Annotated in this window: 3 protein-coding genes; all 3 read left to right on the forward strand. The window is 64.1% G+C overall.

Annotated features, from left to right (window positions below):
- Positions 1-1,610 (forward strand): carbon starvation CstA family protein (locus Y707_RS27350; protein ID WP_035782514.1); only part of this gene is annotated, 1,610 nt, incomplete at its 5' end.
- 2 nt (positions 1,611-1,612) lie between these two features.
- Positions 1,613-1,999 (forward strand): hypothetical protein, encoded by a 387-nt coding sequence (locus Y707_RS0118110; protein WP_026536119.1) that lies wholly within the window; start codon positions 1,613-1,615, stop codon positions 1,997-1,999.
- A gap of 75 nt (positions 2,000-2,074) precedes the next feature.
- Positions 2,075-3,262 (forward strand): thermonuclease family protein (locus Y707_RS31710; protein WP_051442173.1); only part of this gene is annotated, 1,188 nt, incomplete at its 3' end.

A 3,262-nucleotide genomic window follows, 5' to 3' on the forward strand; every position in this document is an offset into this window, starting at 1 on the left:
CCGTGGCGGTCGCCGCGCCGATCGTCGGTCCCGCCATTGCGGTGTTCTGGGGCTGGGGGCCGGCCCTGGCCTGGATCGTCCTGGGCACTATCTTCGCCGCCGGCACGCACGACATGGGTTCTTTGGTGGTTTCAGTCCGCCACAAGGCCCGCAATATCGGCACGATCGCCCAGGACATCATCAACCGCCGTGCCCGCACGCTGTTCCTGATCATCATTTTCTTCCTCCTGACCCTGGTCAATGCCGTGTTCGCGGTGGTGATTGGAAACCTGTTCGTGGCCAATCCCGGCGCGGTCATCCCGATCTTCCTGCAGATCCCGGTCGCGATCTTCATCGGCCAGTACATCTACCGCACCAAATCCGCGGCCCTGGTTCCGTCCCTGATCGGCCTGGTCATTCTGTATTTCCTGATCTGGGTGGGACAGATGGTCCCCGTGGACATCAGCCCGTGGGCAGAAGCGATCGGCATGGAGCCGCGGAACCTGTGGGTGATCATCATGTTCGCCTACACCTTCATCGCCTCCAGGATTCCGGTCTGGATGCTGCTGCAGCCGCGCGACTACATCAACTCGCACCAGCTCTTCGTGGCACTGGCCATCATTGCCGCGGGCGTGCTGGTCGGCTGGGAAACCATCGTCGCCCCGGCCTTCAACGACGTTCCGGAAGGTTCGCCGTCGATCTTCCCATTCCTGTTCATCACAATCGCTTGCGGCGCCATTTCCGGTTTCCATTCCCTTGTTTCCTCAGGAACGACGGCGAAACAGCTCAACAAAGATACGGATGCCAAACACGTCGGCTACGGCGGCGCTCTCGGCGAGGGAAGTCTCGCCGTCGGAGCCCTGCTGGCGGCCACCGCCGGCGCGGCCTCAACCCGCGCTGACTGGGATGCACTGTACGCCGACTTTGCCACCGCTTCCGGCGGTGGTGTCGGAAACTTCGTCAGTGGAATCGCCGCCTTCGCCAACAACCTCGGCATCCCCCTCCAGCTGGGTACCGTGTTCGCCGCTGTGGTTGTCATTGCCTTCGCCGCAACCACCATGGATACCGGCGTCCGTCTCCAGCGCTATGTAGTGCAGGAAATCGCCGAACTGGCCGGCTGGAAGAAACTGTCCCGCAACCTGACGCTGGCAAGTCTTGTGGCCGTCGCGGTTCCGATGGCGATGGCGCTGCTTCCGGGCGGCGGCGAGGACGGCTACACCTTCGGCGTCCTCTGGCAGCTGTTCGGCACCACAAACCAGCTCACTGCCGGCCTCGCCCTCTCTGTGATCGCGGTCTGGGTCACCCGCAGCGGACGCCGCAGCTGGCCGGTCATCATTCCGTTGATCTTCCTGCTGGTCATGACCTCTTGGGCGCTGATCGCAAACCTGATGAACTTCGTCGCCGCCGGACAGTGGATACTGGCACCGCTCGACCTGATCATCTTCGGCCTGGCGATGTGGCTCATTGTTGAAGCGGCGCTGGCCCTCCGCAGTGCACGCCGCGGCGATCCGGGCCCCAATGCCGCCGGACCCGAGGCAGGTCCGGCCGGCGTCGGCGTCAGCAAGGACAGCGACGCCGTCACGAAGGCCAACGCTCCTGAGGCCAGGGGCGACGACCCCGACAGGCGGTAGTCATGATCCAGGTTGTCCTCGTCCGTCCGTGGCGCGATGCCGCCGCGGGCGGAGGCTGCTGCAGTGCTGGTCCGGAAAGCATAGGACTCGACAACACCACCCATGCCGACCACCGGACCGGAGATGTTTTCGCGCAGACCTACCGCCTGCTCCGGGAGCAGCTTCCCGGCGTCGACGTTCAAATAGTCTCATCGAACAACTCGTTGTACCTCCTGCCAACGTCCTACCGCGCGGCACGCCGCCACTATGGGCGCATGCGGTCGATGCGCCGGGCCGCTCTGTCCACCACGGCGGGCGCGGTGCTTGTCGACGGGAAGGTCATCGGCGACGTCGAATCGTTGGGACCGGAGGCCGTGCTGGGAAAAGTTGTCACATCCGTAACATACTGACGGCGCAATCCCGCAAAACCGACCGCTAGAATAGCTTCATCACTCGTAACTAAATATCCATTGTTGGGGGCAACAGTGAAAAATCCTTCCATCCTCCTGCCCGGCGGCCGGTCCGCCAAAGCCTGGGCGATCAGTATCGTCGCAGTGCTGGCGGTCGCGCTTTCCGGCTGCGCCGACGCACCAGGAGCCGTAGCCGGCAGCGTCGTGCGCGTCGTCGACGGCGACACGATTGTGGTCAATGTTGATTCAGAGGAACAAACCGTTCGGCTCCTTAACGTGGATACGCCCGAAACCAAGCATCCGGACAAGCCGGTCGAATGCCTCGGCCTTGAAGCAACCAGCTATCTGGAGGAGACTCTCCCTCCCGGCACCACAGTGGGACTGGATTTCGACGTCGAACGCGTGGACCAGTACGGCAGGACCCTGGCTGCCGTCTTCACAGAGGACGAAACGCTCGTCAACGCCGAGATCGCCCGGCAGGGGCTGGGCGTTGCAGTCCTCTTCGAGCCAAACGACAAGTACTACGGTGCGGTCAAGGATGCGCAAGCCGAAGCCCAGACTCAGCAGCGCGGTTTCTACGACGCCGGCGAGGAATGCACGGTTCCGGCTGCAGTTGAGCAGGCCGTTCAGGATCTGACCGAAGCGATTGAGGCGTCTGTGGGCGTGACCTCAGGTTCCGCCGCCGCAGCTGCGACTGCGCTGGCTGCCGCACTGGCTGCCGCCGAATCGTTGGACGCCGCCTTCAATGCGGGGAAGGCCAGCGCGCACTGGGCCGCCATCACCGGAGACCAGGCAGCCGCTTTGAGTGGTGCCTTGATCGCAACCATCTCCACTGGGAAAGACCGGCTCGTAATCGTCGAGGCCGAGGTCGAACGGCTGGAACAGGCCGAGGCGGAAGCAGCGGCAGCGAAGAAGGCCGAACAGGAACGCAAGGCAGCCGAGGCCAAGGCTGAAAAGGAACGGAAGGCCGCAGCAGCAGCACAGAAAGCCGCGGAAGCGGAAGCCGAACGGCTCCGGAATCTTCCACCGGCTCCTGCACCTTATGAAGGTCCCGAATATGGCCCCTTCGTGCCGCTCGTTCCACCGCAACCTCCGGCCGACGTTCACATTCCCTACGTGCCGCCGGTTCCGCCGCCTGCCCCGGCCCCGGCTCCAGCCCCTGCTCCTGCTCCAGCGCCAGAGCAGGGAGTCCAGGATCCGTATCCCGGCTACACCGGTCCACGTTGCTACGCGCCGGGCGGCCAGACCTGGAAGCCCTGCCCA

It is taken from the genome of Arthrobacter sp. H14 (genome assembly GCF_000520495.1).
Classification (GTDB): Bacteria; Actinomycetota; Actinomycetes; order Actinomycetales; family Micrococcaceae; genus Arthrobacter_C.

What these genes read in the sequence shown, in the direction of transcription:
- Y707_RS0118110 (WP_026536119.1), top strand. Translation starts at nt 1,613, where the DNA reads ATGATCCAGGTTGTCCTCGTCCGTCCGTGGCGCGATGCCGCCGCGGGC.